Origin of the sequence: Methanobacterium bryantii (genome assembly GCF_002287175.1) — an archaeon.
In the GTDB taxonomy this organism is placed as follows: Archaea; Methanobacteriota; Methanobacteria; order Methanobacteriales; family Methanobacteriaceae; genus Methanobacterium_D; species Methanobacterium_D bryantii.
Map to the genome: position 1 here is coordinate 1 of NZ_LMVM01000016.1, position 3,901 is coordinate 3,901.

The 3,901-nt window shown below is 36.1% G+C and carries 1 protein-coding gene; it reads right to left on the reverse strand.

Annotated elements, in window-relative coordinates; genetic code table 11:
• Positions 1 to 3,861 (reverse strand): beta strand repeat-containing protein (locus ASJ80_RS08485; protein ID WP_179288745.1); only part of this gene is annotated, 3,861 nt, incomplete at its 3' end.
• Positions 3,862 to 3,901: the final 40 nt, after the last annotated feature.

A 3,901-nucleotide genomic window follows, 5' to 3' on the forward strand; every position in this document is an offset into this window, starting at 1 on the left:
AACTGCAGTCACATTAACCCTATCACCATACTTAACAGACGAATTAGACAAATTAGCAGTTGTTGTAGTGTTAACAGAAGTTACGCTAAACATAGCACTGTTTTCAGAGAAGATATAACTGTCAGTTCCATTATATCGAACATTGATTTGATAATCACCTTTATCCTGATCAATTGACCAGTTCAAAGTGGCTCTGCCGTTGTGAACATTGGCTTTACCAATAGAACGAGTTCCCAAAAAGAATTCAACTTCACCATCATTTACAGGACTGCCACTATCTGCTTCAACCACATCCGCAGTTAAAACCAATACGTTGCCCTGCCTGCCAGTAGAATTAGACAAAATAATGGTAGTTATGGTGTTTAACTGGTATAGTTCAATATCTAGAGATACTGTAGATCTGTTGAACACTGCATTTATGGTCTGGTTTCCATATTGGTTGTGCCTGTATGTCGCATTAATTCCTTGGGCTGTCGTATTACCTGAATTTGGAGTTATTGTTCCATTAGAAACCTCAAAAACAAATTCTTTATCTTCTGATGGTATTGGTATTTTACTTACGTCATAATCATAAATTTTGTTGCCATCTGTAGATTTAATGGCCAGATTGATGATTTGACTTAAACCCGGCGCATTATTTGAGGTTAAACTCATTATAATCCACTTATTCAACACAACTGTAGGTGTATTTGTTAGATATGGGAGAATTGTAGGTTTGCTGTTGTTACCCCACCAGTTGTTGTCTAGATAATACAGTCCATTGCCCGCTGTCAATTTGTTCAGGATTGCAGAGTTGGATATTGTGGTATTATATGCTGCGTTGGAGCTACCTTGAATGATAAGTCCGAGCGGGTTATTGAATAAACACCCATCAATTATTATATTATAGCTTGATACAAAATTAATGGCTTTACTCAAGTTAGCAAATGATGAGTTGTATATACTCCAATGGGTCCCACCATATGCTCCAAAACCAGTACTGTTATAAAATGTAGTGTTAATCATAGTCACATATGGTTGACCACTTGATTCACTCGTATATATATCAAAAATCGTGTTGTTTGTGAAATAACAATTTTTAAAAGTGGAAATACCTCCCAAATATACTGCGCCACCATTAGATTTTGTGGTTATCGTATCTCGGATTATGGTATTTGTTACGAGTAATGTTGCTGCATTGCTTTGCTGGAAGTAAGCATTGAATATTGCAGATCCGTAGTTACCGCAACTATTTGCTACAAACAGGCAGTTGTCAATTACCGCATCTCCAAAGTTAGCAAAAGCCCCGCCATTTTGTGAGGCTGTGTTGTTGTAGAAATATGTGTTTTTAACTGTTATATTGCCTCCCCTTTGATTTACAACAGATGTCATATTATTATTGATGAAAGCACAGTTTTCAATTAACATCTTACCATAGTTTTCGACAATACCATACCCAGTAGCAGCATATGAACTACTTGGGGCAAGAGCATTAGTGATAGTTAGATTAGTTAATTTAATTAACCCGTCACCTGAACCTTTTGTAAATGCCCAGTTAACTTTTTGACCGTCAAGAAATGTTTTATTTACTCCAGCACCATCTATAGTTAAATTCACACCATTTGGCAGTGTCAAGTTAAGATTTCCAGATCCAGTGTAGGTTCCTGTTAAAAGATGTATTGTTAAATTTTGAGTTTTTTCTAACCCTTCACTTAGTGCTTTGGCTATTGTCGCGTATGGATTACCTTCAGTTCCATCACCAGTTTCATCACTGCCTTCCGGTGAAATATACAGATCTAACGAGTTTATTATCTCTGCTGAAATATTTAAAACAGCACTTTTGACAGCTACATTATCTGATAAAGAGTAATTACCAGTTATTTCATAGATTCCATTACTGAAACCCATACAACTGATTTTTGCCATACCATTGATTACTTCAGCTGTACCAATATTTTTTCCACTGATATAGAACGTGACAGTTCCTCCACTGATTATATTTCCTTCACTATCAGTCAGATACGCTTTTAAAATATTGGATATGACAGAACTATTAAGGGATTCAAAAGTCAGATTAACTGCTCCAACTTTAGCAGAACCAGTTAAATATATGTCGTTTCCATTAGTTCCAGCCTTATTGTTATTAAAGGCACAATTATGTAAATTCAACCCCCCACTGGAGCATAAAGCTCCACCGTATGTTCCAGCAGTATTATTCCTGAAAGTAGCGTTTGTTATATTTCCATTGGCAAAAACCGCCCCACCACTAATTAATGCAGTATTATTGCAAAATGTATCATTTACACTGGCCATAGTACCAGCCTGCAGTGCTCCACCATATTCCTTTGCATAATTACCAGAATAGGTGTTGTTGATACTTGTTAACGGACCATTTACGAATAATGCACCGGCAGTGCCTTGATTGGAGTTATCTATAAATTCAGAATTTCTTACAGTTAAATTATAACTGTATAAAGCTCCTCCGAACATAGCACCTGTAGATGTTCCTATGTTACTGTTGTTTATAAAGTGGCAGTTATCAAGTTCACCTGCATAAACAAAGCACGGCCCATAATAGGCGCCAGAAACCTGATTGTCTTTAAAAATTAAGTTTTTAATTGTAACCTTTGATCCATAGTCCCCTGCATAAATGATAGGAACTATTCCATAATTATTTCTGAAAATACAATCTGCCATATTCAAATCAGAAACTACATCTAAAACAGGATAACTATAATCTGTAGCATTAGCGTTTTGGATGGTCAAATTCACCATGTTGACCTGCGTGTACTGGCCAAAATTGAATATCCAGTTAACAAGTCCCCCATCGATTATAGTTTTGTTGTATTTTTCACCGATTAAGCTTAAAACACCTATATCAGTGAAGCTCATATTTGTGTTTCCATCTCCAGAGTAAGTACCCTCCAGTATATGGACTATAGGGTAGTATGATGTGGAAAAAGCTTCATGAATAGCCTTAGATATAGTCAAATAAGGCTTGCTTACAGACCCCTCTCCAGTATCATCACTGCCTGTTGTTGAAACATATACCTCCTTAGGAGTCCTGTCAATGTTTACAGTCAAAGTCCCATTTGTAATATTGGACAAATTATTTATGAAGTAATAAGAAGTTCCATTTAACTTGTATAAACCGTTATTTTCCAGTAATTTAGTGTATTTTAGCGTCGCTGTACCATTTATCACATTCGCAGTTCCAAGTAATATGCCATTAGTGTAGAAGTCAATATTTCCTCCGTAAACTGGATGTCCCATGTCATCTGTTACTGTAGCAGTTACAGTAGCCTTAGGATTGGTAATAGTCGCGTCATTGAAAGTAACTTTAGCATTAAAAGAAGAACCTGCATAAATATAGTTACCATTTACTGCAGAACAGTTGATCATGGTGTTATTTTTTAAATAACTGTTTACTGAGATGTATACAGCTCCTCCCTCACCAGAACTACCGCTTACAGTACTGTTAATGATAGTGTTGTTTATCAGCGAACCGTAAGCAATACATATAGAACCAGCAGTACCCCAATCGCTTTCAACAGAATTATTCGCGAAATAAGAATTTGTTACAGTAGAGTTAGCTGTTTGAATACCATTAATATACAAAGCTCCACCACCACTGCCAGCTTTATTGTTTGTAAAACTAGAATTTGATATATTGACCAATGTGGAAATGGAATGTATAACTCCACCGTATGATGCCGCTGAGTTGTTGTTGAACTTACTGTTGGAGATAGTTAAATTTCCTGAATTACTTCTTATAACTCCCCCATATGATGTTGCGTAGTTTTTTTCAAAAATACAATCAGCAATACTTAAATTACCCTCATTGACAATTGTTCCGCCGTTTACGGCTTTTCCATTGATCAATGTGAGGTTTAGAAGTTTAACAATAGAATCAGCTTTTATA